General features: G+C 73.0%; 29 protein-coding genes. 11 read left to right on the forward strand and 18 right to left on the reverse strand.

The annotated features are described in order from the left end of the window. The first annotated feature begins 13 nt into the window (after positions 1 to 13). Entirely contained in the window at positions 14 to 646 is a 633-nt protein-coding gene (locus ASG76_RS12500) for a hypothetical protein (RefSeq protein WP_056603554.1), read from the forward strand. A gap of 2 nt (positions 647 to 648) precedes the next feature. Here the strand turns inward: ASG76_RS12500 and ASG76_RS12505 are convergent, their stop codons facing one another. Further along, a complete protein-coding gene (locus ASG76_RS12505) occupies positions 649 to 1,602 on the reverse strand; it encodes a helix-turn-helix transcriptional regulator (RefSeq protein ID WP_056603557.1) in 954 nt (317 codons plus the stop codon). An 84-nt stretch (positions 1,603 to 1,686) separates the two neighbouring features. On the opposite strand from ASG76_RS12505, the gene ASG76_RS12510 reads away from it, so the two are divergent. After that, positions 1,687 to 2,388, forward strand: coding sequence for an alpha/beta fold hydrolase (locus ASG76_RS12510; RefSeq protein WP_056603560.1), 702 nt, complete (start codon positions 1,687 to 1,689; stop codon positions 2,386 to 2,388). Here the strand turns inward: ASG76_RS12510 and ASG76_RS12515 are convergent. Then, positions 2,385 to 3,368, reverse strand: coding sequence for a serine/threonine-protein kinase (locus ASG76_RS12515; protein ID WP_200948163.1), 984 nt, complete (start codon positions 3,366 to 3,368; stop codon positions 2,385 to 2,387). The two genes, ASG76_RS12510 and ASG76_RS12515, sit on opposite strands and share 4 nt — an antisense overlap. Before the next feature lie 156 nt (positions 3,369 to 3,524). Here ASG76_RS12515 and ASG76_RS12520 point away from each other — a divergent pair, with 156 nt between their 5' ends. From ASG76_RS12520 to ASG76_RS12535, 4 genes are all read left to right on the forward strand, one after another. Continuing rightward, positions 3,525 to 3,890 carry an ArsR/SmtB family transcription factor gene (locus tag ASG76_RS12520; RefSeq protein WP_056603567.1) on the forward strand — a complete coding sequence of 122 codons (366 nt, stop codon included), beginning with the start codon at positions 3,525 to 3,527 and terminating at the stop codon, positions 3,888 to 3,890. A 1-nt stretch (position 3,891) separates the two neighbouring features. Further along, on the forward strand, positions 3,892 to 4,380 hold the full coding sequence (locus tag ASG76_RS12525; RefSeq protein ID WP_056603570.1) for an SRPBCC family protein: 489 nt from the start codon (positions 3,892 to 3,894) through the stop codon (positions 4,378 to 4,380). A gap of 67 nt (positions 4,381 to 4,447) precedes the next feature. Then, positions 4,448 to 6,292 (forward strand): Na+/H+ antiporter, encoded by a 1,845-nt coding sequence (locus ASG76_RS12530; protein ID WP_056603572.1) that lies wholly within the window; start codon positions 4,448 to 4,450, stop codon positions 6,290 to 6,292. A 26-nt stretch (positions 6,293 to 6,318) separates the two neighbouring features. Beyond that, positions 6,319 to 7,980, forward strand: coding sequence for an FAD-dependent oxidoreductase (locus ASG76_RS12535; RefSeq protein WP_056603575.1), 1,662 nt, complete (start codon positions 6,319 to 6,321; stop codon positions 7,978 to 7,980). 3 nt (positions 7,981 to 7,983) lie between these two features. Here ASG76_RS12535 and ASG76_RS12540 read toward each other — a convergent pair whose 3' ends face one another. Continuing rightward, positions 7,984 to 8,361, reverse strand: coding sequence for a DUF1304 domain-containing protein (locus ASG76_RS12540; protein WP_056603579.1), 378 nt, complete (start codon positions 8,359 to 8,361; stop codon positions 7,984 to 7,986). A gap of 125 nt (positions 8,362 to 8,486) precedes the next feature. On the opposite strand from ASG76_RS12540, the gene ASG76_RS12545 reads away from it, so the two are divergent. After that, positions 8,487 to 8,702 (forward strand): hypothetical protein, encoded by a 216-nt coding sequence (locus ASG76_RS12545; RefSeq protein WP_056603582.1) that lies wholly within the window; start codon positions 8,487 to 8,489, stop codon positions 8,700 to 8,702. Here ASG76_RS12545 and ASG76_RS12550 read toward each other — a convergent pair. Continuing rightward, on the reverse strand, positions 8,677 to 9,315 hold the full coding sequence (locus ASG76_RS12550; RefSeq protein ID WP_056603585.1) for a DUF664 domain-containing protein: 639 nt from the start codon (positions 9,313 to 9,315) through the stop codon (positions 8,677 to 8,679). The two genes, ASG76_RS12545 and ASG76_RS12550, sit on opposite strands and share 26 nt — an antisense overlap. 83 nt (positions 9,316 to 9,398) lie before the next feature. Here ASG76_RS12550 and ASG76_RS12555 point away from each other — a divergent pair, with 83 nt between their 5' ends. Further along, positions 9,399 to 9,647 (forward strand): hypothetical protein, encoded by a 249-nt coding sequence (locus ASG76_RS12555; protein WP_056603588.1) that lies wholly within the window; start codon positions 9,399 to 9,401, stop codon positions 9,645 to 9,647. Here the strand turns inward: ASG76_RS12555 and ASG76_RS12560 are convergent. Beyond that, on the reverse strand, positions 9,604 to 9,897 hold the full coding sequence (locus ASG76_RS12560) for a putative quinol monooxygenase (protein WP_056603592.1): 294 nt from the start codon (positions 9,895 to 9,897) through the stop codon (positions 9,604 to 9,606). The two genes, ASG76_RS12555 and ASG76_RS12560, sit on opposite strands and share 44 nt — an antisense overlap. An 82-nt stretch (positions 9,898 to 9,979) precedes the next feature. Here ASG76_RS12560 and ASG76_RS12565 point away from each other — a divergent pair, with 82 nt between their 5' ends. Next, entirely contained in the window at positions 9,980 to 10,294 is a 315-nt protein-coding gene (locus ASG76_RS12565) for a hypothetical protein (protein ID WP_200948164.1), read from the forward strand. A 35-nt stretch (positions 10,295 to 10,329) separates the two neighbouring features. On the opposite strand, the gene ASG76_RS12570 is transcribed toward ASG76_RS12565, so the two are convergent. The 4 genes from ASG76_RS12570 to ASG76_RS12585 all read right to left on the reverse strand — a co-directional run bounded on the left by ASG76_RS12570 (position 10,330) and on the right by ASG76_RS12585 (position 13,357). After that, the gene (locus ASG76_RS12570; protein WP_056603595.1) at positions 10,330 to 10,566 is read right to left on the reverse strand and encodes a hypothetical protein; all 237 of its coding nucleotides are present in this window, start codon (positions 10,564 to 10,566) and stop codon (positions 10,330 to 10,332) included. A gap of 58 nt (positions 10,567 to 10,624) precedes the next feature. Beyond that, a complete protein-coding gene (locus tag ASG76_RS12575; protein ID WP_200948165.1) occupies positions 10,625 to 11,479 on the reverse strand; it encodes a sigma-70 family RNA polymerase sigma factor in 855 nt (284 codons plus the stop codon). 125 nt (positions 11,480 to 11,604) lie between these two features. Continuing rightward, on the reverse strand, positions 11,605 to 12,543 hold the full coding sequence (locus ASG76_RS12580; RefSeq protein WP_056603601.1) for a homocysteine S-methyltransferase family protein: 939 nt from the start codon (positions 12,541 to 12,543) through the stop codon (positions 11,605 to 11,607). 64 nt (positions 12,544 to 12,607) lie between these two features. Beyond that, positions 12,608 to 13,357, reverse strand: coding sequence for a Pr6Pr family membrane protein (locus ASG76_RS12585; protein ID WP_056603604.1), 750 nt, complete (start codon positions 13,355 to 13,357; stop codon positions 12,608 to 12,610). Positions 13,358 to 13,392: 35 nt separating this feature from the next. Here ASG76_RS12585 and ASG76_RS12590 point away from each other — a divergent pair, with 35 nt between their 5' ends. Beyond that, the gene (locus tag ASG76_RS12590) at positions 13,393 to 13,863 is read left to right on the forward strand and encodes an MOSC domain-containing protein (protein WP_056603607.1); all 471 of its coding nucleotides are present in this window, start codon (positions 13,393 to 13,395) and stop codon (positions 13,861 to 13,863) included. A gap of 85 nt (positions 13,864 to 13,948) precedes the next feature. Here ASG76_RS12590 and katG read toward each other — a convergent pair whose 3' ends face one another. The 7 genes from katG to fgd form a co-directional block, all read right to left on the reverse strand. Further along, complete coding sequence (katG, locus tag ASG76_RS12595; protein ID WP_056604442.1) at positions 13,949 to 16,123, reverse strand: catalase/peroxidase HPI; 2,175 nt, start codon at positions 16,121 to 16,123, stop codon at positions 13,949 to 13,951. Positions 16,124 to 16,215: 92 nt separating this feature from the next. Beyond that, on the reverse strand, positions 16,216 to 16,677 hold the full coding sequence (locus ASG76_RS12600; protein ID WP_056603610.1) for a Fur family transcriptional regulator: 462 nt from the start codon (positions 16,675 to 16,677) through the stop codon (positions 16,216 to 16,218). 42 nt (positions 16,678 to 16,719) lie between these two features. Further along, entirely contained in the window at positions 16,720 to 17,271 is a 552-nt protein-coding gene (locus ASG76_RS12605) for a GNAT family N-acetyltransferase (RefSeq protein WP_056603613.1), read from the reverse strand. Positions 17,272 to 17,363: 92 nt separating this feature from the next. Then, positions 17,364 to 18,326, reverse strand: coding sequence for an SDR family NAD(P)-dependent oxidoreductase (locus ASG76_RS12610; RefSeq protein WP_200948166.1), 963 nt, complete (start codon positions 18,324 to 18,326; stop codon positions 17,364 to 17,366). A gap of 3 nt (positions 18,327 to 18,329) precedes the next feature. Then, positions 18,330 to 19,199: an aldo/keto reductase gene (locus ASG76_RS12615; protein WP_056603617.1), complete on the reverse strand. Its 870-nt coding sequence runs from the start codon at positions 19,197 to 19,199 to the stop codon at positions 18,330 to 18,332. 55 nt (positions 19,200 to 19,254) lie between these two features. Continuing rightward, positions 19,255 to 19,716, reverse strand: coding sequence for a BLUF domain-containing protein (locus ASG76_RS12620; protein WP_162254109.1), 462 nt, complete (start codon positions 19,714 to 19,716; stop codon positions 19,255 to 19,257). Between the two features lie 104 nt (positions 19,717 to 19,820). Continuing rightward, positions 19,821 to 20,840 carry a glucose-6-phosphate dehydrogenase (coenzyme-F420) gene (gene fgd / locus ASG76_RS12625; RefSeq protein WP_056603623.1) on the reverse strand — a complete coding sequence of 340 codons (1,020 nt, stop codon included), beginning with the start codon at positions 20,838 to 20,840 and terminating at the stop codon, positions 19,821 to 19,823. Positions 20,841 to 20,911: 71 nt separating this feature from the next. Between fgd and ASG76_RS12630 the strand changes: the two genes are divergently transcribed. Next, positions 20,912 to 21,919 (forward strand): TIGR03619 family F420-dependent LLM class oxidoreductase, encoded by a 1,008-nt coding sequence (locus ASG76_RS12630; protein ID WP_056603626.1) that lies wholly within the window; start codon positions 20,912 to 20,914, stop codon positions 21,917 to 21,919. Here the strand turns inward: ASG76_RS12630 and ASG76_RS12635 are convergent. Together ASG76_RS12635 and ASG76_RS12640 are read right to left on the reverse strand one after the other, a co-directional pair. Beyond that, complete coding sequence (locus ASG76_RS12635; protein WP_056603629.1) at positions 21,894 to 22,880, reverse strand: LLM class flavin-dependent oxidoreductase; 987 nt, start codon at positions 22,878 to 22,880, stop codon at positions 21,894 to 21,896. The two genes, ASG76_RS12630 and ASG76_RS12635, sit on opposite strands and share 26 nt — an antisense overlap. A gap of 159 nt (positions 22,881 to 23,039) precedes the next feature. Further along, positions 23,040 to 24,563 (reverse strand): AMP-binding protein, encoded by a 1,524-nt coding sequence (locus ASG76_RS12640; protein WP_056603632.1) that lies wholly within the window; start codon positions 24,561 to 24,563, stop codon positions 23,040 to 23,042. Between the last annotated feature and the right edge of the window lie 37 nt (positions 24,564 to 24,600).

Below are 24,600 nucleotides of genomic sequence, written 5' to 3' on the forward strand. Positions count from 1 at the left end.
CAGACTTCCGCGCATGGCACCGGCCCTGACCCTCGACCAGGCGGTCGACCTGACCCGCAGCGGCGACATCTGGCTGTTCCGCGGGCGCCGGGCCCCCGACCGGGCCATCCGCGCGGTCACCAACTCGCCGGTCAACCACGTGGGCATGGCCGTGGTCGTCGACGACCTGCCGCCGCTGATCTTCCACGCCGAGCTCGGCAAGAGGCAGATGGACATGTGGACCGGCGCAAACCATCGCGGTGTGCAGCTGCACGACCTCCGCGAGGCGGTCTCGCGGTGGCAGACGGAGTACGACCAGGACGCCTGGGTCCGCCAGCTCCACCCGGAGATCGGGCGCGACGAGGAGGACGGGATGCTGCGCACGGTGGCGCGCCTGGACGGCGTCTCCTTCCCCAGCATCGCCAAGCTCGGTGCCCGGTGGCTGCGCGGGCGCGACGCCTACGTCCCGCGCCGCAAGCGCGGCCAGCGCGCCACCCCCGAGGCGGCCTTCTGCGCTGAGATCGTGGCCAGCTGCTACATCGAGATGGGCATCCTGCGCGACGACCGGCGCGCCACCTGGTACGACCCCGGCACCTTCTGGAGCGGCGACTACCTGCCGATCTCCGACGGCTGGACCCTCGGCCAGGAGGTCGCGGTCAGCCGCTGACCTCAGCCCACCGCGCGGGCCAGCCGCTCGGCCACCGCCCGCACCGCGGCGCGCAGCTCCTCCCCTCCGACGACGGTGAAGTCGAAGGGCACCCCGGCCAGCCACTCACCGGCGTACGCCTCGGCGTTGCTGGTGCTGCCGACGAGCTCGCAGCCGCCGTCGGGTCGCGCGCGCAGGTCGCCCAGGGTGGGGCGGATCCACGGACGCACCTGCTCGATCGGGGCGGCGAAGACGACGTGGGTCTCGTGCTCCCAGCCCCGGGCGAGGTTGGCCTCGAGCTCGGCGGCGGGGTCGAGGTCGGCGGGGACCTCGAAGGAGCCGTCGAGCGGGGTGACCTCGGTGATGCGGTCGACGCGGTAGGTGCGCAGCTCGGCGGCGTGGTGGGACAGGCACAGCAGGTACCACCGGCCGTAGCGCACCACGACCGACCACGGGTCGACGTCGAAGGAGCGGGGGTTGCCGGCCGCGGTGCGGTAGCCGATGCGCACCTGGCGCTGGGCCGCGACCGCCTCGACGAGCTCGCTGGTGACGGCGGGGTCGGGCCTGGCGGGGAACCGCTCCGGCACCGTGCGGGCGGTCTCGCGCACCATCACCGCCTGGCGCGCGACGTTGGTCGGCAGCACCCGCAGGATCTTGCCGAGGGCGGAGCCGACCGGGTCGCTCGCATCGGCGACGGCGTGCTGGGAGTCGAGCGCGGCCATCACGAGCCCGAGCGCCTCGGTCGCGGAGAACACCAGCGGCGGCAGCCGCACGCCACGGCCCAGCGTGTAGCCGCCGTAGGGCCCGCGGGTCGACACCACCGGGATGTCGGCCTCGCGCAGGATCGCGACGTAGCGCCGCGCCGCCCGCTCGGTGACGCCGAGGCGCTGGGCCAGCTCGGAGGCGGTGACACCAGGTCGGCCCTGCAGGATGTCGAGCGCCCGCAGCGCCCGCGCGGTCGGACTGATCTCGCTCATGGAGTGATGGTGGCACCTGTTCCGGTCGTGGAGCGTCCGGAACCGGGCCTAACCTCGGGTCCACACCGACACGGAGGAGAACCCATGGACATCGTGCTGATCGCCGGCATGTGGCTCGACGGATCGGCCTGGGACCAGGTGGTGCCGGCCCTCGAGGCGCGCGGCCACCGACCGGTGGCGCTGACGCTGCCCGGCCAGGGCGACGGCACCGAGGCGACGTACGACGACCAGGTGGCGGCGGTCGTGGCCGCGGTCGACGCCGCCAGTGGGCCTGCGCTCGTGGTCGGCCACTCCGCCGCGTGCGCGCTCGCGTGGGTGGCCGCCGACGCCCGCCCGGAGAAGGTGGCGCGCGTGGCGCTGGTCGGCGGGATGCCGAGCGAGGACGGCGAGACCTACTTCGGGTTCTTCGAGCCGGTCGACGGCGTCGTGGCCTTCCCGGGGTGGGACCCCTTCGAGGGGCCCGACTCCGACGACATGTCGCCCGAGCTGAAGGCGTCGGTCGCGGCGCGCACGATCGCCGTGCCCGCTGCCGTCACCCAGGGCACGGTGCGCCTCGGCGACGAGAGGCGCTACGACGTCCCGGTGACGATGGTGTGCCCGGAGTACAGCCCCGAGCAGGCACGGGAGTGGATGGCGGCCGGCGACATCCCGGAGCTCGCCCGGGCCACGGCCGTGGACGTCGTCGACATCGACTCCGGGCACTGGCCGATGTTCACCCAGCCCGAGGCGCTGGCCGCGCTGCTCGACGAGGCAGCCCGCACGCCGGTGGCAGGCGCGACGAGCTAGTCGAGGAGGTCCTCGGGCCGCGACGCGACGGTCGGGGTGTCGAGTGCGGCCGCCCGGTCGGCCTCGCTCACGGGCACCTTGATGGGGGTGATCGGGGTGATCGGCATGACGACGTAGCCGCTCGGCACACCGGCGGCGAGGTCGAGGTCGAGGCCGGCGAGCTCCGCCGTCGCGGCACCGAGCATCGCCGCGACGTCGTGGGCGTTGGCCGGGCGCTTGGTCGGGTCCTTCTCGAGGAGCGTCTCGACGACGGCGCGCAGGTCGGGCGGCACGTCGTCGCCCAGCGGCGGCGGGGGCTCGTTGACGTGCGACATGGCGGTCGCGATCGGGGTGCCCCGGTCGAAGGGCCGGGTGCCGGTGAGCATCTCGTGGGCCACCACGCCGAGGGCGTAGAGGTCGCTGGCGCCGGTCGCCTGCTCCCCCATCGCCTGCTCGGGGCTGATGTAGTTGGGGGTGCCGAGCATCTCGCCGACGCGCGTGTGGCCGATGGCGTCCATGGCGCGGGCGATGCCGAAGTCGGTCAGCTTCACCACGCCGTCCTCGCGCACGATGATGTTGGCGGGCTTGACGTCGCGGTGCACCACCCCGGCCTCGTGCGCCACGCCGAGGGCGAGCGCGGCCTGGGCCAGCACCGAGCGGACGATCTCCGGCGAGAGGGCGCCCTGGTCGCGGATCACCGCGGACAGCGGCTGGCCGTCGACGAGCTCCATCACGAGGAAGGTGAGGTGGTCGTCCTCGCCGTAGTCGAAGACGGTGGTGATGTTGGTGTGCATCAGCGCCGCGGAGTGGAGGGCCTCGTCGCGGAAGCGCTCGGCGAAGATCTCCTCGTTGTCGGGGTCGGCCCGCATGATCTTGACCGCCACCTGGCGCTGCAGCACGTCGTCGAGACCGCTCCACACGTCTGCCATGCCACCGGAGGCGATGCGCTCCTGCAGCACGTAGCGCTCCCCGAGACGGAGCCCTGCCTCGAGTCTCTGCACGGACCAGGCCCCACTTCTCTCTCGGACGGCGCGCGGAGGCGCACCACGTCGGATCGTAACCCTCTCCTCGTTCATCTCATTCCACGACGAGCGATCTGCACCCCCGGGCGGGTGGGTTCTTGACAACGTACAACAATCTAGTTGTAGGTTTGGCCCGTGAGCAGCAGCGACGAGGACCGGGCCGACGCGTGGTTCCGCGCGCTCGCCGACCGCACCAGGCGCGACATCCTGCGCCGCGTGCTCGCCGGCGAGCACTCCGTCTCGGCGCTGGCGCAGCACCACGACATGAGCTTCGCGGCGGTCCAGAAGCACGTCGCGGTGCTCGAGCGCGCCGGCCTGCTGTCCAAGCGGCGCGAGGGCCGCAAGGCGCTGGCGAGCGGCGACGTCGAGGCCGTCCGCTCGGTGGGCCGGATGCTCACCGAGCTCGAGGCGCTCTGGCGCGGACGGATCTCGCGCATCGACGAGCTGCTCGCCACCGAGGACCCCACCACCGACCAGACCACCGCCCAGAAGGAGCGCTGACATGCCCGTCACCGACGTCCACCACGACCTGGACACCCGCACCCTGACCATCACCGCCGACTTCGCCGCACCCGTCCACCGGGTGTGGGAGGTCTACGCCGACCCGCGCCGCCTCGAGCAGGTCTGGGGGCCGCCGACCCACCCGGCGACCTTCGTCGACCACGAGCTCGCCCCGGGAGGCCGGATGACCTACTTCATGACCAGCCCGGAGGGCGAGAGGTACTACGCCTACTGGACCGTCACGTCCGTCGACGAGCCGCGCCGCTTCACCTTCGACGACGGCTTCGCGCTCGACGAGACGTTCGCGCCCGACACCTCCATGCCGGTCTCGCACAACACCTACGACTTCACCCCCACCGAGGCCGGCACCCGGGCCACGTTCGTGGCGACGTACGAGTCCGCCGAGGGGCTCGAGAAGGTGCTCGCGATGGGGGTGGTCGAGGGCTCGTCGCTTGCCATCAACCAGATCGACGACCTGCTCGCCGCCTGACCACGACGCCCTCCAGCGCTACGACGTCGTCCGCTGAGGGCTCGCCGCAGGTGAGACACTTCCCCGCGTGGAGCTCGCCCTGCTGCTGGTGTCGATGGCCGCCGTCGTCCTGGCCGCGACCGCCGTCAGCGACCGCGTGGGCGTCCCGGCGCCGCTGCTGCTGATCGTCGTCGGTGCGGCGACGTCGTACGTCCCGGGGGTGCCGACGATCCACCTCGAGTCCGAGGTGGTCCTGCTGGGGCTGCTGCCGCCACTGCTCTACGCCGCGGCGATCAGCACGTCCCTGGTCGACTTCAACGCCAACCGCGGCTCGATCCTGCGGCTCTCGGTGGTGCTGGTCGTGCTCACCTCGCTCGCCGTGGGCGCGGTCGTGGAGTGGCTGGTGCCCGACATCGGCTGGGCCGCAGCCATCGCCATCGGCGCCGTGGTCGCGCCGCCCGACGCGGTCGCCGCGACCGCCGTGGCGCGCCGGATCGGACTGCCACGACGGGTGGTGACGATCCTCGAGGGCGAGTCGCTGCTCAACGACGCCACCGCCCTGGTCGCGCTGCGCACGGCGATCGCCGCGCTGTCCGGCGGCGTCGCGCTGATGGACGTCGGCGTCGACTTCGTGCGCGCCGCCGGCGGCGGGCTCGTCATCGGCATCGCCTTCTTCGCCCTCGTCGCCTGGCTGCGCAAGCGGATCACCGACCCCCTGCTCGACACCGCGATCTCGTTCCTGACCCCCTTCGCCGCCTTCGTCGCGGCCGAGGAGGTCCACGCCTCGGGCGTCATCTCGGTCGTCGTCGCCGGCCTCCTGCTCGGGCACAAGGCGCCGATCATCCAGACCGCCCAGTCACGCATCACCGAGCGCATCACCTGGCGCACCGTGGCCTTCGTCCTGGAGAACACGGTCTTCCTGCTCATCGGCCTCCAGCTCGACTGGATCCTGGCCGACGTCGCCGACTCGACGCTGACGACCGAGCGCATCGCCCTCGTCTGCGGCGCCACCCTGGCCACCGTCATCGCCGTACGACTGGCCTGGGTCTACGCGACCTGGCTGATGCGCGGGCTGCGCGCCAACCCGCTGCCGGCCTCGTGGACCTTCCTCATCGGCTGGGCCGGGATGCGCGGCGTGGTGACCCTCGCGGCGGCGTTCGTGATCCCGGAGGACGCGCCCCACCGCGAGGTGCTGCTGCTCGTCGCCTTCACCGTGGTGGCAGGCACCCTCCTGCTGCAGGGGCTCACGCTCCCGCTGCTGACCCGGGTGATGAAGGTGCCCGCGCCCGACCCGGCCGAGGACGCCCTGGCGCGCGCCGCGCTGCTCCAGCAGGCCGCCGACGCCGGCTTCGCCCGGCTCGACGAGCTCGACTACGACGACCACCACGGCGTCGGCGAGCAGATCCGCGCGCGCCTCGACCAGCGCACCTTCGCCGCCTGGGAGCAGCTCTCGACCGCGGTCGGCGAGGAGACCCCCTCCGAGCTCTACGCCCGCATCCGCGGCGAGATGATCGAGGCCGAGCGCAGCAAGGTCCTCAAGGTGCGCGGCAAGGGCAAGATCCCCTCCGAGGTCGTGAGCCAGGTGCTCGGCATGCTCGACATCGAGGAGTCGATGCTCGACGCCGGCGTCGAGGCCCGCGCCGGGGTGCGCAACGGCTCGCTGGCCTTCACCGCCGGACGCCAGTGCGACGACCTGCAGTCCCATCCCGCGGTCGAGACCGCGAGCGACCCCGCCTGCGCGACCTGCCTGGCCGACGGCACCCGCTGGGTCTCGCTGCGCCAGTGCCTGGAGTGCGGTCACGTCGGGTGCTGCGACTCCTCGGTCGGCAAGCACGCCACCGCCCACTTCCACGACACCCTCCACCCGGTGATGCAGTCGGCCGAGCCCGACGAGTCGTGGCGCTGGTGCTACGTCCACAACCTCACCGGCTGAGCCCGTCGGCCCGTACGCTTCACACCATGGGAGCGCCTGCCATCGTCATCGCCTCCGCCCGCCACGGTGACGTGCTCGGCGAGGCGTTCGCGCGCTACGAGCGGGAGTACGACGTACGGCTGGTGGGCGACGAGCTCGCGGCCAAGGCCTGCGCCAAGGACCTGTTGGGATCGGGGCACCAGGTGGCGCTGTTCGTGATCGACAGCGACCACGAGCAGGACAAGCTCTACGGCCTCATCGCCGGCACCCGCAAGGCGGTGCCGACCGCGCGGCGGCTGATCGTGTCGCACATCAGCCGCTTCCGCGACGACAACCAGGCCTTCCGCCACGCGGTCGCCGCCGGCAAGGTCGACGCGCTGCTGCTGATGCCGCAGGGTCCGCGCGACGAGGAGTTCCACGGCGCCGTCGGCGAGCTGCTCAACGAGTGGAACGCCACCGTCGCCACCCCGGTCGTGGAGAACGTCCGCATCATCACCCCCGAGGTCGACGCGCTGACCCGCGAGCTCCTCGACTACCTCGGCCGGGTCGGCCTCCCGGCCGGCGTGCACCACCCCGACAGCGAGGTCGGGCGCGAGGTGATGGCCGACTGCCCCGAGGACGAGGGCCGCTGGCCGGTGGTGTCGTCGCTCGCCGGGTGGTGCGGGCACTGCCCCGACGTGCGCTCCCTGGCCAACCAGCTCTACGGCCGCCCCGACGACATCGAGGTCGACGAGGTGGTCGACCTGGTCGTCGTCGGCGCCGGACCCGCGGGCCTCGCCGCGAGCGTGTACGCCTCGAGCGAGGGTCTGTCCACGGTCTGCCTCGAGGCCGAGGCGATCGGCGGGCAGGCGGGCACCAGCTCTATGATCCGCAACTACCTCGGCTTCCCCCGCGGGATCTCCGGCATGCGGCTGGCCCAGCGCGCCCGCGGCCAGGCGCTCCGCTTCGGCACCCGCTTCTTCACCGGCTGGCCCGCGACCGGCCTCACGCCCGGCGTGGACGGCGATCCGCACGTCGTGCACACCGACGGCGGCGACGTACGCGCGCGGTCGGTCCTGGTCTCCACCGGGGTGGACTACCGCCGCCTCGGGGTCGACTCGCTCGAGGAGCTGGTGGGGCGCGGGGTCTACTACGGCGCCGCGATGGCGGCCGCACGCGAGCTCGCGGGCGACCACGTCGTGATCGTCGGGGGCGGCAACTCCGCCGGCCAGGCGGCCATCCACGCCGCCCGCTTCGCGAGCGCGGTGACCATCGTCGTACGCCGTCCCGACCTGGCCGCGACGATGTCGTCCTACCTCATCGACGAGATCCGCTGGAACCCCCGCATCACGGTGCGCGGCTCCGCGCGGGTCGTCGACGGCGGTCCCGACGACGTCTCGCACCTGGCCTGGCTGGAGGTGGAGGACGTCGACACGGGCGAGCGCGAGCGGGTCGAGGCACGCGGACTCTTCCTCCTGCTCGGTGCCGCCCCGGAGTGCGGCTGGCTGCCGGCCGACGTGCTGCGCGACGAGCGCGGCTTCGTGCTCACCGGCCGCGACGTCCCGCGCGAGCACTGGCTCGACGGCGTGCCGCCCGAGGACCTGGCGACCACGGTGCCCGGGGTCTTCGCCGGGGGTGACATCCGCTCGGGCTCGATGAAGCGGGTGGCCTCCGCGACCGGAGAGGGCGCCTCCGTGGTGTCGTCGGTGCACGCCTGGTTGGGCCAGTAGCAGCTAGCGCGACAGCAGCACCGCCAGCACCGCGAGTGCGGGCAGGGTGCCCTGGGTGAGCGCGGCCCGCACCATCGAGCGGTCGTGGGTGACCAGCACGAGTGCGGCGGCGAGCATCGAGCCGGTGCCGGCGAGCATCAGGGTGGCACCGACCGTGCTGTCGGTGCCCCCGGCGACGACACCGGCGAGCGTGATGATCGCCAGGAACAGGTTGTAGAAGCCCTGGTTGTAGGCCATCGGCTTCGTGGTCTCGGCGTCGCTCTCGGAGGTGCCGAAGGCCTTGCGGGTGGCGGGCTCGGTCCAGCGGAAGGACTCGAGCACCCAGATGTAGACGTGGAGGAGCGCGGCCCCAGCCGCGAAGACCGCAGCGACGATGTCCATGTGCGCACCCTAGGCCCGATCGCTCCCCGGGCCCGCCTACCCCTGGGAGGGTGGCAGCCGCGGAGGCTTCCGAGCAGACTCGCACCAGATGGCCACCAGGCCGTCACGAGCGAGGAGGCACCCCCGTGGGACGACTGATCGGCATCCTGCTGGTGATCTGGCTGGTGATCGGCGCGTTCGCCGCCTACCAGCGCGGCTACTTCGAGGACTCGAAGACCAACTGCTCCGAGACCAGCGACATCGCCCTCAACATCGTGGCCGGCCCGCTCAACTACGTCGGGCTCAACCCCAAGGTGAAGTGCGCCGACGTGAACGTCAACACCCCGAAGCCCTCGAAGTAGGCGCGGGCACCTCGACCCACGGCGGCACCCAGTCCTCCGGCGGGTCCTCCCCGACGCGGCCGTCGACGGCCTCGCGCAGCAGGTCGGCGTGACCGGTGTGGCGGGCGTACTCCTCGAGCAGGTCGCAGAGCAGGCGCCGCAGCCGGGGGTGGTTGCCGTTGCCGTCGTCGACGTGTGCGACGAGGTCGAGGCCCCCGCCGCCCTCGGCCATGCTCTGGGCCACGGCGTCGGCGATGCGCCGCGTGTTGCGCACGACCGCCTCGTCGAAGATCGCGTAGACCTCCGCGGCCGTGAAGACGTCGGTCTCGAACTCCCACTCGTCGCTGCCGTCGTGGCCCAGCGAGCGCCACGGCTCGACGAGCTCCTCGCCGCGCAGCTTGGTCGTGAGGTAGTAGTCCTCGGCCATCGCCAGGTGCAGCAGCAGGCCGCCGAGGGAGAGGGCGGAGGAGTCCAGGCGGTGGTGCAGCCCGGCCTCGTCGAGGCCGTCGGCCTTCCAGCGCACCGTCGCGCGCATCCTTCCTAGCGCACCCGTCAGGTGCTCGGCCTCCGTGCCGTCGATCGGTGGCTCCCACGGCGGCGGGACCCAGACCGGGGTGCTGTCGTCTTCGCTCATGCCGCTCACGCTAGGCCGACTTCCGGACGAACGGCTGCCGGTTGCGGCGCCATCCGTCGGGACCGCGGCGCCGAACACGCCTCGTGAGCCAGCCCGACACGATGTTCGCCAGCAGCAGCGTGGCGCGCCACCTCGTCCGTGGGGCGCTCGGCCTGCCGCTCATGGTGGCGGCGTTCGTGCTGGTGCCGTGGGCCGGTCCGTGGGCCCTCCTGCTCGTGGTGCCGGCGGCGGTCCTGCTCCGGGGGTGCCCGACCTGCTGGGCCCTCGGCCTCGCCCAGACGTGCGCGCTCAGCCCACGGGCTGGAGCGGGTGGATCGCTACCTCGCCGCTGAGCGCACCCTCCGCCGCCGCGAAGGCGGCGGCGACGTGCGGCGTGCCCATGTGCGCGTCGAGGGAGGCGGCGTCGCGCCACCGCTCGACGGTGACGAACGTGCCCGGAGCGCTGGCCGACTCGAACAAGTCGTAGGCCACGCACCCCTCCTCGGCACGCGTCGCCTCGGCCAGGGTGGTCAGCGCCTCGCGGACGACCGCGGCCGACTCGGGCCTGGCGGGAATGGTGGCGATGACCTGCAGATCACTCACGATGTGTTCCTTCGCTCGGGGACTCCAGTGTGGGGTGCGCGCACCGGTCCTGGCCATGGGTGCGCTGGCTAGGCTCGACGTCGTGCCCGACCTCGACCGCGTCCCGACCGCTCCCCTGCTCGCCGCCGGCCTCGTCGGCGGCTTCACCCTCGCCCAGCGCACCGGCGTACGCCCCCTCGGCGGAGCCGCGATGCTCGGCGCCAACGTGCTGGCGGCGCGCCAGTGGTACGCCGTCGGCGGCGCTCCGCTCACGGCGGGGCTGACCGCGGCCTACTGGGCCGCGATGGGCGTCTCGCACCCGCTCGCCAAGAAGGTGGGCCGCTGGCCCTCGGTGCTCGGGGTCACCGCCGCGAGCGCCGGCGCGGCCTGGGTGCTCGCCGACCGCCGGGCTCGCTGAGCCGTCGCTGCTTCACTGGGGACGGCCGGCGCAGCTCACTCCGCGGGCAGGTCCGCGAAGGCCTGCTTCATGTCGCGGTACCACCCGAGCGACTTCTTCGGGTGCCGCCAGCGGCCCTTCATCTCGTCGCGCGCCGGCTGGTGCGCGGCGTCGCCGGCCTTCTCGGCCTGCTTGAGGTGCTTGTCCTGGGCGTTGATCACGTCGTCGGCGCTCTCGCCGCGGTGCGCGAGGTCGCAGGGGCCGCCGAGCTGGCGGCAGGTCATGGTCTTCATGGTCTCTCCTTCCGTGGGGTCTGCTGGTCTGACGTGTGGTGGGCCGCGGGTGTGACCGTCAGCCGCGCGCCGGGCCGGATCGGCGTACGACCCGGGCCAGGACGTCGGGGTCGGCGCGGAAGGTGATGCCCCGCACCAGGCCGCCCTCGACGGTGAAGTCGAAGACCACCTTGGCCTCCCCGCGCAGGAACCACGCGGAGCCGGGCCGGTCGCCGACGTAGACGGCCAGCGCCGACTGCGCGCTGCCGTCGAAGAAGGCCGCCACCTCCTCCCTTCCCTCGATCGAGGCCGGGGTGCCGGCCAGGACCGCGGCCTCGTCGGCGCCCACCACGGCGTCGGGGGCGAGGAGCTGCAGCAACCGGACGAGGTCGCCCCCGCGCGCGGCGGACATGAAGGCGTCGACCACCTCCCAGTCGGCGAGCGCGTCGTCGGCGGCGGGCTGCGCGACCTTGGCCCTCGCCCGCGACGCGAGCTTGCGGGCCGCAGCGGGCGTGGAGTCGAGGACCGCCGCGATCGTGGTGAACTCGAAGCCGAAGCTGTCGTGCAGCACGAAGGCGACCCGCTCGCGCGGGGACAGGCGGTCGATCACGGCCTGCAACGCGATGCCCACCGTGTCGGCGAGCGCCACGTCGTCGGCGGGGTCGGGCGCGGTCGCGTCGTCGCCGACCAGCTCGACGTCCTCGTACGGCATGGGCGTGCGGGCCCGCAGCCGGTCCAGGCAGAGCCGCGTGGTGACCGTGGTCAGCCAGGCGGGCAGGTTGTCGATGACCGTCGTGTCGCCGGTCGTGGCCCGGTCGAGCCGCAGCCACGCCTGCTGGACGACGTCCTGCGCCTCCGCGTGGTCACCGAGCACCCGGCTCGCGATCCCGAGCAGCCGGGGCCGCTCGGCCTCGAAGATCTCCGTCTGGTCCACTCGCTCCATCGTGTCTCCCCCTGCGTCGTGGGCATCCTGCCAACCCTCCGACGTCCCGGCGACCACCGATGTGACCGCGCGGTGCCTCCGGCGGCCACGGGTGCCCGCCCGAGGACGCGCGGGCGTCACGGCCGGACCGGCGTCCAGCCCTCCCACATCGCCGCGACGTGCCGCGCGTCGGTGCCGCAGCAGCCGCCGACGATGCGCGCGTCGGGCAGCGCCTCGGCGAGCGCACGGGTCGAGGCGGCGAGGTCGGCGAGGTCGCCCTCGTCGAGCTCCTCGGCCTCGTCGAGCTCGGCGTGGCTGAGCCGCGAGGAGTTCACCCGCAGGCCGGCGATCCGGCTCGTCCACGGCGCGGTCGGGTCGAGGCCCGGCGCGACGTGGTCGGGGTGGGCGCAGTTGACCAGGAGGTGCGCGGCGCCGGCGCCGGTGGCCTCGTCGAGCGCCTCGACCGCCTCACCGAGGGTGGTGCCGTCGGGCACCCGGCCGTCGGTCTCGACGGTGTAGGAGACCGCGACGGGCAGGCCCACGTCCTGCGCCGCGCGCACGACCCCGACGGCCTCGGCGACCGTCGTGAGCGTGTACGCCGTCGCGAGGTCGGCGCCGGCCCCCGCGAAGGCCGCGAGCTGCGGGCGGTGGTAGGCGGCGTAGCGGTCGGCGTCGAGGTCGCCCGCGACGTAGCCGTCGCCGCGCGGGCCCACCACCCCGACGACGAGCACGTCGGTCACGTCCACCTCGTCGCCGAGCCCGCGCAGGAACCCGACCGCGTCGTGGTTGACCCGGTGCAGCGCCTGGGCGTCGTAGCCGAGCCGCTCGCCCCAGTCCCCGTTGGCGCGCCAGGTGGGGGTCTCGAGCAGCAGCCCCGCGCCGGCTCGCGCGGCCACGTCGGCGTACGCCCGGAAGTAGTCGGTGAGCACTGCGCGGCCGAAGGTGTCGTCGAGGAGCGGGAACGACGCGAAGTCGGTCAGGTCGAGGCCGCGGTGGAAGATCAGGTCGGTCTCGAGGCCACCGTCAGTGACCCAGCCGTGCGCGGCCTCCGGCAACCGCCAGGACGTGGTGCTCATCCGACCTCCCGGTCTCGGCGACCCCACAGGTCTAGCACTCCTGCGGCGCCGCCGCGCCCCTCGACTAGACAGCCGGCTCCTCGGCCTCCCGGGGGGTCGCGCGCGTCGAGGTGCGCCGGAGCAGGGCGCGCTCCACTCCCCAGAAGACCGCCGCCACCACCAGCCCGAAGACCAGGATGACGAGCAGCGTCACAGCCACCGGGCCGTAGCCGAGGTCCTCGACGTTGGCGAAGCCGTAGGGGTAGGCGTCCACGACCGCGCCGCGGGCCAGCATCCAGGCGATCCAGACGAGCGGGATCACCAGCGCCAGCGGCACCTCGCGCCGGGTGATCCAGCCGCGCGGCCCCCACACCGCCCAGACCACGACGGTGAGCAGGGGCGTGACGACGTGCAGCACCGGGTCGGTCAGGCGCGACCAGCCCACGATCGTCGCCGCGGGCGCGAGCAGCACCTGGTAGACGATCGCGGTGACGGTGATCATGAGCAGGCCCGACAGGCGCAGCACCCGGCGCGCCAGGGTGTCGCGCAGCGGCCGTGCGAGCAACAGGGTCACCGAGACGGCGACGACGACGTTGGACCAGATCGTGAAGTAGCTCAACGTGTCGGTGACGCGCGCCAGCGAGCCGGCCGCGCCCGCCGCGGTGTCGCCGTAGAGACCGGCCTCCACCGGGATCCGCGCATAGCCGTCGAGCGCGGAGACGACGAGGGTCGTCACGATGCCGAACCAGGCGACGCCGGCGTTGACGGCGTACGCCGTGCGCGCGCGGTCGGACGTCGGCGCGGTCGGGCCGGGGGCGGGGTGGGTCGCGGTCACGGAGGGAGTATGGCGCGCGGGCTACGGTCGGGCGAGTGAATGCGCGCGTCCACTCGATCCACCTCGCCCCGGGCCGCCGCCTGCCCACGAAGTCGGTCGCGTCGGTCGAGGCGGAGGCCGGCGCCGGCCTGGTCGGCGACCGCTACCACGGCAGCAGGCACCGCCACGTGACCGTGCAGGCGCTCGACGACCTCGCCGCGGCCGCCGAGGTGCTGGGGCGCCCGGTCGAGCCGGGGCTGACGCGGCGCAACGTCACCTTGGACCACGGACCGCTCCCGACCCGGCCGGGTGAGCGGCTGCGGATCGGCGAGGTCGAGCTCGAGGTGGTGCGCATCGCCGCGCCCTGCCGGCTGCTCGACGACTGGCTGGGCCCCGGTGCGATGCAGGCGCTGCGCTCGCCCCGCGGCGGCACCGTCTTCCGGCTGCTGTCGTCGGGGACGATCTCGGTCGGCGACGAGGCCGAGCCCCACCCGGTCCCGGAGCACCCGGACAGCACTGTGCGGTGATCCTGACGCGGCTCGCGCACCAGGATCACCGCACTGTCGTCGCGATCCCCGGATATCCGGGGATCGCGACGAGAGCGACCAGCGCTCAGCGCACGTCGAACCGGTCGTTGTCCATGACCTTGACCCACGCCGCGACGAAGTCGTGGACGAACTTCTCCTCCGCGCCGTCCTGGGCGTAGACCTCGGCGATCGCGCGCAGCTCGGAGTTGGAGGCGAACACCAGGTCGGCGCGCGAGCCGGTCCAGGCGTTGCCGCCGACGCTGGCCTCGAAGCGGTCGTTGGAGCCCGCGGGGCTCCACACCGTGCCGAGGTCGAGCAGGTTGACGAAGAAGTCGTTGGTCAGCTGGCCGGGACGCCCGGTGAGCACGCCGTCGGTGGAGGCCGCCGTGTTGGCGCCCAGCACCCGCAGGCCGCCGACGAGGACGGTCATCTCCGGGGCGCTCAGGTTGAGCAGGTTGGCCTTGTCGACCAGGAGGTACTCCGCGGGGAGCTTGGAGTCGGACCGCTCGAAGTTGCGGAACCCGTCGGCCTTCGGCTCGAGCCAGGCGAACGACTCGACGTCGGTCTGCTCCTGGGTGGCGTCGCCGCGACCCGGGGTGAACGGCACCTCCACGGTGACTCCCGCCGCGGCCGCGGCCTGCTCGACGCCGACGTTGCCGGCCAGCACGACGGTGTCGGCGAAGGTGATGTCGTGGGCGTCCGCGATGCCCTCGAGCACCGTGATCACGCCCGCGAGCTGCTGCGGGTCGTTGACCTCCCAGCTGCGCTGCGGCTCGAGGCGGATGCGACCACCGTTGGCGCCGCCGCGCTTGTCGGAGCCACGGAACGACGACGCGGCCGCCCACGCGGTGGAGACGAGCTGGCTCACGGTGAGGCCGGCGTCGGCGATCTGCTGCTTGACCGTCGCGATCGTCTCGGCCGACGGGGTGTGCGCGGGAGCCGGGACGGGGTCCTGCCAGAGCAGCTCCTCCGAGGGCACCTCGGGACCGAGGTAGCGCGAGACCGGCCCCATGTCGCGGTGGGTCAGCTTGAACCACGCGCGGGCGAAGGCGTCGGCGAACTCCTCGGGGTGCTCGAGGAAGCGGCGCGAGACCTGCTCGTACGCCGGGTCCATCCGCAGCGCGAGGTCGGTCGTCAGCATCGTCGGGAGGCGCTTGGCGCCGCCCTCGTCAGGCGCCGGGATGATCGCCTCGGCGTCCTTGGCGACCCACTGCGCCGCACCGGCCGGCGACTTCGAGAGCTCCCACTCGTGTCCGAAGAGGATCTCGAAGAAGCGGTTGCTCCACTCGGTGGGTCGGTCGGTCCAGGTGACCTCGAGGCCCGAGGTGATGGCGTCCTTGCCCTTGCCGGTGCCGTACTTCGACAGCCAGCCCATGCCGCCGGTCTCGATCGGGGCCGCCTCGGGCTCCGGGCCGACGTACGCCTCGGGGTCGGCCGCGCCGTGCGTCTTGCCGAAGGTGTGGCCGCCGGCGATGAGCGCGACGGTCTCCTCGTCGTTCATCGCCATCCGCCCGAAGGTGTCGCGGATGTCGTGGGCGGCGGCGAGGGGGTCGGGGTTGCCCTCCGGGCCCTCGGGGTTGACGTAGATCAGGCCCATCTGGACCGCGGCGAGCGGGTTGTCGAGCTCGCGGTCGCCCTTGTAGCGCTGCGCGCCACCCTGGTCGCCGCCCAGCCACTCGGTCTCCGGGCCCCAGTAGACGTCGGCGTCGGGCTCCCAGGCGTCGACGCGACCGCCGGCGAAGCCGAAGGTCTCGAAGCCCATGGACTCCAGCGCGACGTTGCCGGTGAGGATCATCAGGTCGGCCCACGACAGCGCGTTGCCGTACTTCTTCTTGATCGGCCACAGCAGGCGGCGGGCCTTGTCGAGGTTGCCGTTGTCGGGCCACGAGTTGAGCGGGGCGAAGCGCTGCTGGCCGGTGCCGCCGCCGCCGCGACCGTCCTGCACGCGGTAGGTGCCGGCGCTGTGCCACGCCATGCGGATCATGAACGGCCCGTAGTGGCCGAAGTCAGCGGGCCACCACTCCTGGCTGTCGGTGAGCAGGGCGGTGATGTCGGCCTTGACGGCCCCGAGGTCGAGCGACGAGAACGCCTCGGCGTAGTCGAAGTCCGCGCCGAGGGGGTTGGTCACCGGCTGGTTCTTGGCGAGGATCTTGAGGTTGAGCCGCTCGGGCCACCACTCGCTGTTGGCGTCACCCTGGGTCGGGTGGGCCAGGCCGTCGTGCAGCACCGGGCACTGGCCGGCCGGGGCGTCCTGGTTCATCTCGCCGACCTCGGCGTTGGCCTGGTTGCTGTCGGAGGTGTCGACTGCGGCGGCCGAGTCGTTGGGCAGGTCGTCAGGCATGAGGATCCCTTTCAGTTGCTGCTGCTGGTGCTGCTGGTGGCGGGGCTCGGGGTCGAGCCGGCGGTGCAGTCGGGGCAGGTGCCCCAGTAGGTCACTTCGGCCTCGTCGATGACGAAGCCGCGGGTGTCGGAGGCGTCGAGGCACGGTCGGGCGCCGATGGCGCAGTCGACGTCGGCGACCGTGCCGCACGAGCGGCACACGACGTGGTGGTGGTTGTCACCGACGCGCAGCTCGTAGCGCGCGACCGACCCGGCGGGCTGGATCCGGCGGACCAGCCCGGACTCGCTCAGCGCCCCGAGCACGTCGTAGACGGCCTGGTGCGACACGGCCGGCTCCTCGACCCGGACCGCGGCGAGGACGCTGCCGGTGTCGGCGTGCGGGTGACGGCGTACGGCGCGCAGGACGGCGAGGCGCGGGCGTGTGACGCGCAGGTCAGCGCGGCGCAGCAGGTGCTCGAAGTCGGTGTCGTCCATCACTCGTCACCCTGCCCCCTTTTCTTGAACGGGTCAAGTCTTCTACGAGCGCGCCGGCAGCCCCGCCCACTCGTCGCGCAGGATCGCCCAGACCTCGAGGTCGTGGCGCACCTCCCGCACCCGGAAGGTCTCGCGCAGGGTGCCCTCGTGGGTGAAGCCGAGGCGCTCGGGGATCCGGCGGCTGGCCGCGTTGCCCGGGGCGCACTTCCACTCGACGCGGTGCAGGCCGCGCTCGACGAAGGCCCAGTCGAGCATCGCCGCGACCGTGCGGGTGACGATCCCGCGGCCCCGGGCGGACTCGGCGATGAAGACGCCGACCTCGGCGGAGCCCGCGCGCGGGTTGATGCTGGGGAAGAGGGTGCCGCCGACCAGCTCGTCGTCGACCCAGATGCCGAAGAGCCGCCGGGTGTCGTCGGCGCGGCCCCTGGTGAACCCCTCGATGAACCCGCGGGCGGCGTCGACCTGCTCGAAGTGCTCCCACGGGAGCCACTCGTAGAAGTCGGGGCCGTGGTGCTCGAACAGCGCGGCGAGCTGGTCGGCGTGCCAGGGCTCGAGGTCGGCGATGCGGGCGTGGTCGATCTGGAGGCTCAGCACGAGGGCGACCCTAGGACGTCCGGGGTAGTTCAGGACGTCATGGGTGGAGAACCGCCCGATGGCCTACCGGAACGTCCCGAACCACGCCGGCGTCAGGTCAGTCCGGCGGCCTCGCCGAGCCAGGCCCACGCCCGCGCCCGGGCGTCCGGGCTCGGCCGCGTGCTCGGCAGCAGGCTCGTGGGTCGCTCGACCCGGTCGTGCCAGAACCTGCCCGTCGGCGGGGCCGGCTCGACCGCGGCCAGCCACACGCTGGTGTCGGCACCCTGGGCGTCGTCGCGCAGCACCGGACGCGTGATCGAGCGGAACCGGGGCAGCGACTCCTGCACACCAGGGGTGTCGGCCCAGCCGGGGTGCATCGTCGCGACCGTGATGCCGTCCCCGGACCAGCGCTCCCCGAGCAGCGGACCCATCTCGACCTGCATCCGCTTCGAGCGCGCGTAGGCCGTCGTGGGCGAGTAGTCGCCGGCGAGGTAGGCGGGGTCGTCGGCGCGCAGCGCCTGGCCGTACATCCCACCGCTGCTGACCAGCACGACGCGACCGCCCGCCAGCGGTCCGCGCAGCGCCTCGGTCATCACCACGGGACCGACGACGTGCACGGCCATGCTGAGCTCGTGGCCCTGCGCGGACTCGGTGCGCTCGGGCGGCATGACGCCGGCGTTGTGCACGATCGCGTGCAGCTGCGGGACCTCGGCGGCGAAGTCGACGGCGAAGCGGCGTACGTCGTCGAGGTCGCCGACGTCGCAGCGCCACAGCCGCAGCTCGGATCCAGGCCGCTCGCCGCGGATCCGGTCGAGCACCCCGGCGCCCTTGGCCTCGTCGCGCACGAGCATGTGCACGACCGCGCCGAGGTCGGCGAGGCCCCCCACGGTCGCGATGCCCAGCCCCGAGCTGGCGCCGGTGACCAGCACGTACCGGCCCGCCAGCGCGCCGGCCGGCGGATCCGCGGGCCAGCCGGGCAGCGCGCGGCGCACCGCCAGGCCGATCGTGGTGTAGCCGAGCACGAGGGAGCGGTCCATCGCGGCGTCGACCGCGCGGGTCAGGAGCGGACGGGACACGGCTCAGCTCGCGTCGAGACGAGCCAGCTCGTCGGCGGTGAGCTCGATGTCGGACGCCGCCGCGGAGTCGGTGATGGAGGAGGGACGCTTGGCGCCGGGGATCGGGATGACCACCGGGGACTGCGCGAGCTCCCACGCCAGCGCGACCTGCTGGGCGCTGACGCCGCGGGCGGCCGCGATCTCGGCGAAGGCGGGGTGCTTGTCGGCCAGCTCCTTGGCGTCGGAGAGGCCGCCGAGGGGGCTCCACGGCAGGAAGGCCAGGCCGAGCTCCTCGCACACCTCGATCTCGGGCTTGCTCGATCGGAACTTCGGGCTGAACTGGTTCTGCACGCTCACCAGGGCGTCGCCGAGCACCGCGTGGGCGGCCCGGATCTGGTCAGGGTTCGCGTTGGACAGCCCGACGCGCGCGACCTTGCCGCTGTCGGCGATCTCCTTCAGCGTGCCGATCACGTCGTCGTAGGGGACCTTCGGGTCGGGCCGGTGGTGCTGCCACAGGGCGAGCTGCTCGACGCCGAGGCGGTGCAGGCTGGCGTCGACCGCCTCATGGAGATGCGCCGCGGAGCTGTCGGTGTCCCATCCGCCGCCCTCGGTGCGGACGTGGCCGCCCTTGGTGGCGAGGAGCACCTGGTCGCGCACGCCGAGCTCGTCGAGGATCGAGGCGATGAGGCGCTCGTTCTCGCCCTGCGCGCCCGCGCCCTTCTCGTCGCCGGGGCCGTAGGCATCGGCGGAGTCGAAGAGGGTCACGCCTGCATCGAGGGCGGCGGTGACGGTGTCGAGGAGCTGCTGCCGCGGCTGCGTGCCGGTCTGGTCGAAGGTCATCAGGCCCAGGCCGATGGCGCCGACCTGCTGGTTTCCGAGGGTGCGAGTCTGCATGCGTTCGACCCTACGACCGGCGTCCCAGCCGGGGCCGCCCGCTGGTGCCGGGGCGTCAGACCGCGGTGCGGCGGAAGCGCTCGAGCAGCTCGAACGCCGGCTCGGGGTGGGCATCGAGGTCGCGGCCCAGCGAGTGCTTGACGAAGGCGGCGTAGCCCAGGGTGTCGATGGCCTCGCGGGCCGTGACGTTGCGGAAGCCCATCGACCACGTCGGGAAGGCCCGGGCGACCACGGTGCGGCGGTCGAGCACCTCGATGCGGTCGTGGCGGTCGTCGGCGCAGATGGCGTCGAAGATCGTCATCACGTCGGCCTCGGCGCCCTCCAGAGTCTGGATGACGTTGCCGCCGCTGTAGAGGAGGAGGCCGGTGACGCCGAGCTGCTCGTTCTTCGGCCGGATCTCCTCGATCAGCTCGACCAGCTCCTCGACGCTGAAGAGGTCGGTCGCGGTGCTGGTGTAGGTCAGGGTGAGCACCGCACCCTCGTGGTGGGGCTCGGCCTCGAGTGTCAACGCGCTCATCGCCTCGCACGCTAGGCACGCGTGCACGACGGCGACCACACCCGAAGGCGTGACGTCGTCGTGGCGCATCCCTCACCGCGGGATCGCGGCCGGGCGGGGTCGGATCAGCCGCCGAGCTCACGCAGACAGGGAAGCACCTCGGCGCCGAAGGAGCGGAGGAACGCCTCCTGGTCGTGGCCGGGCGCGTGAAAGACGAGGTGGTCGAATCCCGCCTCGACATAGGGGCGTACGGCGTCGACGACTGCCTCCGGCGTGGTCTCCACGATCCAGCGCGAGGCGACCTGCTCGATGGGCAACCGGTCGGCGGCGGCCGCCATCTCCATCGGGTCGTCGAGACGGTGCTTCTCCTCCGCACTCAGCGACAGCGGCGCCCAGAAGCGCGTGTTGTCGAGCGCCTCCTCGCGCGTCGGGGCGTAGGACAGCTTGATCTCGATCATCCGCACGATGTCGCCGGGCGCGCGGCCTGCCGCCTCGAGGCCGTCGGCCACGGCGGGCAGGAGCTGGTCGGTGTAGAGATCCATGCCCTTGCCGCTGGTGCAGATGAAGCCGTCGCCGACGCGTCCGGCGTACTTCGCCATCTGGGGGCCGCCTGCGGCGACGTAGATGGGCACGCCGCCGTCGGGACGGTCGTAGATCGTCGCGTCGACGGTGCGGTAGTAGTCGCCCTCGAAGGTGACCCGCTCGCCCGCCCACAGCTCGCGCATCAGCCGCACGGCCTCGCGCAGCCGCGCCCAGCGCTCCTTGAAGTCGGGCCACTCGCCGAGGCCGACCGAGATCTCGTTGAGCGCCTCCCCGGTGCCCACGCCCAGCAGCACGCGCCCCGGGTGGAGCAGCGTGAGCGTCGCGAGCTCCTGGGCGAGCACCGCCGGGTTGTAGCGGAACGTCGGGGTCAGCACGCTGGTGCCCAGCACGACCCGCTCGGTGCGCTCGCCGATGGCGGCCAGGCAGGTCAGCGCGTGGGGCGCGTGCCCGCCCTCGTGGCGCCAGGGCTGGAGGTGGTCGCTGACCATCACGCTGTCGAGACCGACCTCCTCCGCGCGGACACCGAGCTCGACGAGCTCGCGGGGACCGAACTGCTCGGCCGAGGCCTTGTAGCCGATGGTGAGGGGCGTGGACGCGGTCATGAGGAGATGGTGTCCTAACGGTGGGCGTCAGCGGGGGTGCGGAGGGGGTGCGAGGTGGCATCGTGCGGGGTGTGAGCGATGAGCTGCCGCTGCTGGGGTTCGGGCTTCCCGTGTCGGGCAGCTGGGCCACCCCCGCGAGGATGATCCACCTCGCCCGGCGGGCGGAGGACCTCGGCTGGGCCTCGCTGTGGACCTTCCAGCGCCTGCTGCAGCCGGTGGCCGAGAAGCTCGACGCGGCCTACGACGCCGCGCACAACCCGGGAGCCAGGCCGGTCTCCGACCCGGCGTACGCCTCGGTGCACGACGCCGTGCTGCCGCTGGCCTTCGTGGCCGGCCACACCACGACGATCGGCCTGGGCACCGCGACGCTGTGTGCGCCGTTCACCCCTCCCGTCGCGCTGGGCAAGGCGATGTCCACGCTCGACCACCTCAGCGGCGGTCGGGTGACGGCCGGGATCGGGATCGGCTGGCTGCCGCAGGAGTACGTCGCCGCGGGGGTGCCGTTCGAGCAGCGCGGCGCCCGGATGGAGGAGTACGTCCGCTGCCTCAAGGCGGTGTGGACGCAGGACCCGGTCGAGTTCGACGGCGAGTTCTACACCGTGCCCCGCTCCCACGTCGGGCCGCCGCCGGTCCAGCGGCCCCACCCGCCCGTGCTCATCGGCGGCGCGGCCGAGGCGGCGCTGCGCCGGGCCGGCCGGTTGGCCGAGGGCTGGATCGGCAGCACCCGCACCGACGAGGAGTCGCTCGCCCGATCGGTCGCCCTGGTGCGCGCCGGGGCGGAGGAGGCCGGGCGCGACCCGGACGCCGTACGCATCCTGGTGCGGATGGTGGTCGACCTGGTCGCCGAGGATCCCGGCCGCGGTCGCCGTCGGGGGTACGGCACGCGGCAGCAGGTCCTCGACGACCTGGCCGTCCTGGCGAGCCACGGGGCCACCGAGGTCCTGGTGGACCTCAACTTCTCCCCGCGCGTGGGCTCGCCGGACGCGGACGCCGATGCGGCGACCGAGGAGGCCGAGCGCGTGCTGGACGCGCTCGCCCCGCTCGCGCCCCACCTCAGGAGGCCTCCACCTTCGGCATGATGTCGTACTTCAGGCGCTTGAGGTCGTCGAGCGTCTTGGAGACGGGCACGTCGGCGAAGGGCGGCCACAGCAGCGGCATCGTCAGGCCGGCCTCCTGGTAGGCCTTGAGCCGGTCGACGATCTGCTGCTCGGTCCCGATGAGCAGGTTCGACACCTTGCGGTTGTCGGTCTGGTCGGTCTCGGTGTCGGTGATCGTGAACCAGATCATCGAGCACATGTCGAGGTCGTCGATCGACTTGCCCTTCTCCTCGAGCTCGCGAGCGATGGCCGTGCGCCACTCGGTGAGCTCGGCCGGGGAGTCCTGGATGCCGATCCAGCCCGACAGGCCGTACTTCGCGACCCGGTTGGCCGAGCGCTTGGGGTCCTTGAGGCCGCTGAAGTAGATCGGCGGGTGCGGCTTCTGCACCGGCTGGTGGCCGAAGCCCGAGGGGCCGAAGTCGGCGAACTCGCCGTGGTACTCGAAGATCTCGTTCTGCCAGATGCCCAGGCAGATCTCGATGGTCTCGCGCACGTGGGCGTGGCGCCGCGGGAAGAGGTGGGTCGCGCTCGCGGCATCGAACTCCTCCGGCATCCAGCCGGCGCCGACGCCGACGTTGAGCCGGCCGTGGGAGAGGTGGTCGATGGTGGCGCACTCCGCGGCGAACACGGCGGGTGCGCGGTAGGGGGTGTCGGTGATGCTCATGCCGATGCGCACCTTCTCGGTGCGGGCGGCGAGCCAGGGCAGGATCGGCCAGCCCTGGAACCACTTGCCCTTGGAGCCGACGGGCATCTGGAGGGGGAACTGGTCCATCATCCCGAAGGGGTACTGGAGCTCCCCGCGGTCGGAGGCCTCCGGCACGATGATGCGGTCCAGGGTCCAGACGGAGTCGAAGTCGAGCTCCTCCGCCAGGTCGGTGAGGTCGGCGAGCTCCTGCACCGTGACGTGGTCACGGAACGTGGGCAGGTAGAGGGCGAGCTTCATGTCAACGGTCTCCTCGGGAGCGGTCTCGGCCGACCCGGAGGCGTCCTCACGCCGCGGTCGGGCCCTTGTGTCGTATCTCACAATCTGTCCCGGATCCGCCGCAAGGGAGCGCGTGCTCATGGTTTGCTCAACGCTCGCCGGCCCCGCCGGAGGCGTACGTCAGAGGCGCTCGCGCAGCTCGCGCTTGAGCACCTTGCCGTAGTTGTTCGTCGGCAGCGCCTCGACGAAGCGGTACTCCTTGGGCCGCTTGAACCGCGCGATCCGGTCCAGGCACGTGCGGTCGAGCTCCTCGGTGGGCGGCTCGGTGCCGTCGGTCACCACGAACGCGACCACCGACTCCCCCCACTCGGGGTCGGGTCGGCCGACCACCGCGACTGCCGCGACGTGCGGGTGGCACAGCAGGGCCTCCTCGACCTCGCGGGGATAGATGTTCATCCCCCCGCTGATGATCAGGTCCTTGGAGCGGTCGCGCAGCGTGAGGAAGCCGTCGTCGTCGAAGCTCCCCACGTCGCCGGTGTGCAGCCAGCCGCCGCGCAGCGCCTCCGCCGTGGCGTCGGGCTGTCGCCAGTAGCCGGCCATCACCACACCGCCGCGTACGACGACCTCGCCGACCTCGCCGGCCGGGAGCGGGCGGTCGTCGTCGTCGACGACACGCACCTCCACGTCGGTGCGGGGGAAGCCCACGCCCTGGATCCGCTCGCGCCACCGCGGGTGGTCGCGGTCGGCGTGGTCGGCCCTCGAGAGGCCGGTGATCGTCATCGGCGTCTCCCCCTGGCCGTAGATCTGCGCCAGTCGCGGACCGAAGGTCGTCAGGGCAGCCTCGAGGTCGGTGAGGTACATCGGGGCGCCGCCGTAGATGATCGTCTTCAGGCCCCCCAGCCCGTCGGGGCCCGCCGCGACCAGCGCCGGCTCGGAGGCCAGCCGCTTGACCATGATCGGCGCCGCGAAGAAGGACATCCCGCGCCAGCGGGCGAGCAGGGCCAGCAGCTCCTCGCCCCCGAGGCCCGGGCCGCTGGGGAAGACGCTCACCGCGCCCCGGGCGACGTGCGGCAGGCCGTAGAGGCCCGAGCCGTGGGAGAGGGGGGCCGCGTGCAGGACGCTGTCGCTCGAGCTGACGGGGTCGATGTCGGCGAAGTAGCTCAGCGACGCCATCAGCAGGTTGCCGTGCGTGAGGGTCGCGCCCTTCGGCCGGCCGGTGGTGCCGCTGGTGTAGAAGAGCCAGGCCGGGTCGTCGCGGTGCCGGTCCACCAGCGGCAGCGGGGCGCTCGAGGTGAGCTCGCCCCACGCGGCTCCGGGCACCCGCACGACGCGCTCGAGGCAGGCCACGGAGTCGAGCAGCGCCTCCACGTCGGCCGTGTGGGCATCGTCGGTGAGCGCCACCCGGGTCCCGCTGTCGTCGAGGATGAAGGCGATCTCGTCGCGGTGCAGGCGGGCGTTGACCGGCACCGCGACCAGCCCCGCGTGCCAGGCCGCGAACTGCGCCACGAGGTAGTCCGGTGCGTTGGCCATCACGATCGCCACGCGGTCGCCGGGGTCGAGGCCGAGCCCCCGCAGCCCGGCGGCACCGCCCGCGACGCGCGCCGCCAGCTCGGCCCACGTCGCGTGCACGTCCTCGCCCGCGGCGAGGGCCGGGCGCTCGCGCAGCCGGCGCCCGTTGCGCTCCACCCAGGAGGCCAGGTTCATGTCGACAACCTCGCCGCGGGAGCGCCGCGGGTCAAGG

Source organism: Nocardioides sp. Soil774 (assembly GCF_001428125.1).
Lineage (GTDB): Bacteria > Actinomycetota > Actinomycetes > Propionibacteriales > Nocardioidaceae > Nocardioides.

What these genes read in the sequence shown, in the direction of transcription:
- ASG76_RS12535 (WP_056603575.1), top strand. Translation starts at nt 6,319, where the DNA reads ATGGGAGCGCCTGCCATCGTCATCGCCTCCGCCCGCCACGGTGACGTG.
- ASG76_RS12600 (WP_056603610.1), bottom strand. Translation starts at nt 16,677, where the DNA reads ATGGACGACACCGACTTCGAGCACCTGCTGCGCCGCGCTGACCTGCGC.
- ASG76_RS12525 (WP_056603570.1), top strand. Translation starts at nt 3,892, where the DNA reads ATGCCCGTCACCGACGTCCACCACGACCTGGACACCCGCACCCTGACC.
- katG (WP_056604442.1), bottom strand. Translation starts at nt 16,123, where the DNA reads ATGAACCAGGACGCCCCGGCCGGCCAGTGCCCGGTGCTGCACGACGGC.
- ASG76_RS12510 (WP_056603560.1), top strand. Translation starts at nt 1,687, where the DNA reads ATGGACATCGTGCTGATCGCCGGCATGTGGCTCGACGGATCGGCCTGG.
- ASG76_RS12640 (WP_056603632.1), bottom strand. Translation starts at nt 24,563, where the DNA reads ATGAACCTGGCCTCCTGGGTGGAGCGCAACGGGCGCCGGCTGCGCGAG.
- ASG76_RS12505 (WP_056603557.1), bottom strand. Translation starts at nt 1,602, where the DNA reads ATGAGCGAGATCAGTCCGACCGCGCGGGCGCTGCGGGCGCTCGACATC.
- ASG76_RS12635 (WP_056603629.1), bottom strand. Translation starts at nt 22,880, where the DNA reads ATGAAGCTCGCCCTCTACCTGCCCACGTTCCGTGACCACGTCACGGTG.
- ASG76_RS12615 (WP_056603617.1), bottom strand. Translation starts at nt 19,199, where the DNA reads ATGCAGACTCGCACCCTCGGAAACCAGCAGGTCGGCGCCATCGGCCTG.
- fgd (WP_056603623.1), bottom strand. Translation starts at nt 20,840, where the DNA reads ATGACCGCGTCCACGCCCCTCACCATCGGCTACAAGGCCTCGGCCGAG.
- ASG76_RS12580 (WP_056603601.1), bottom strand. Translation starts at nt 12,543, where the DNA reads ATGAGCACCACGTCCTGGCGGTTGCCGGAGGCCGCGCACGGCTGGGTC.
- ASG76_RS12550 (WP_056603585.1), bottom strand. Translation starts at nt 9,315, where the DNA reads ATGAGCGAAGACGACAGCACCCCGGTCTGGGTCCCGCCGCCGTGGGAG.
- ASG76_RS12620 (WP_162254109.1), bottom strand. Translation starts at nt 19,716, where the DNA reads ATGAGCGCGTTGACACTCGAGGCCGAGCCCCACCACGAGGGTGCGGTG.
- ASG76_RS12500 (WP_056603554.1), top strand. Translation starts at nt 14, where the DNA reads ATGGCACCGGCCCTGACCCTCGACCAGGCGGTCGACCTGACCCGCAGC.
- ASG76_RS12540 (WP_056603579.1), bottom strand. Translation starts at nt 8,361, where the DNA reads ATGGACATCGTCGCTGCGGTCTTCGCGGCTGGGGCCGCGCTCCTCCAC.
- ASG76_RS12570 (WP_056603595.1), bottom strand. Translation starts at nt 10,566, where the DNA reads ATGAAGACCATGACCTGCCGCCAGCTCGGCGGCCCCTGCGACCTCGCG.